Source organism: Serratia sp. Z4, assembly GCF_009900725.1.
Taxonomy (GTDB): Bacteria; Pseudomonadota; Gammaproteobacteria; order Enterobacterales; family Enterobacteriaceae; genus Serratia; species Serratia nematodiphila.
Genome location: NZ_JAAABD010000030.1, coordinates 1 through 1084 on the forward strand (window position 1 = coordinate 1; position 1084 = coordinate 1084).

At 53.8% G+C, this 1084-nt stretch carries 1 protein-coding gene; it reads left to right on the forward strand.

The window, feature by feature from the left end; translation table 11 throughout:
* On the forward strand, positions 1–1080 hold a 1080-nt coding region (tuf, locus tag GT753_RS25635; protein WP_060417749.1), incomplete at its 5' end, for an elongation factor Tu.
* Positions 1081–1084: the final 4 nt, after the last annotated feature.

Consider the following 1084-nt stretch of genomic DNA (forward strand, 5'->3'; position numbering starts at 1 on the left):
CTGGCTAAAACCTACGGCGGTTCTGCACGTGCTTTCGACCAGATCGATAACGCGCCAGAAGAAAAAGCTCGTGGTATCACCATCAACACCTCCCACGTTGAGTATGACACCCCGACTCGTCACTACGCGCACGTTGACTGCCCAGGGCACGCCGACTACGTGAAAAACATGATCACCGGTGCTGCTCAGATGGACGGCGCGATCCTGGTAGTAGCTGCGACTGACGGCCCAATGCCTCAGACTCGTGAGCACATCCTGCTGGGCCGTCAGGTTGGCGTTCCTTTCATCATCGTATTCATGAACAAATGCGACATGGTTGATGATGAAGAGCTGCTGGAACTGGTAGAAATGGAAGTTCGCGAACTGCTGTCCGCTTACGACTTCCCAGGCGACGACCTGCCAGTAATCCGCGGTTCCGCGCTGAAAGCGCTGGAAGGCGAAGCTGAGTGGGAAGCGAAAATCATCGAACTGGCCGAAGCCCTGGACAGCTACATCCCAGAGCCAGAGCGTGCTATCGACAAGCCGTTCCTGCTGCCAATCGAAGACGTATTCTCCATCTCCGGTCGTGGTACCGTTGTTACCGGTCGTGTTGAGCGCGGTATCATCAAAGTTGGCGAAGAAGTTGAAATCGTTGGTATCAAAGACACCGTTAAGTCTACCTGTACTGGCGTTGAAATGTTCCGCAAACTGCTGGACGAAGGCCGTGCTGGTGAGAACGTAGGTGTTCTGCTGCGTGGTATCAAACGTGAAGAAATCGAACGTGGTCAGGTACTGGCTAAGCCAGGCTCCATCAAGCCGCACACCCAGTTCGAATCTGAAGTGTACATCCTGAGCAAAGATGAAGGTGGTCGTCACACGCCATTCTTCAAAGGCTACCGTCCACAGTTCTACTTCCGTACTACTGACGTAACCGGTACCATCGAACTGCCAGAAGGCGTAGAGATGGTAATGCCAGGCGACAACGTGAACATGGTTGTAACCCTGATTCACCCAATCGCGATGGACGACGGTCTGCGTTTCGCAATCCGTGAAGGCGGCCGTACTGTAGGCGCTGGTGTTGTTGCTAAAGTTATCGCTTAATCGC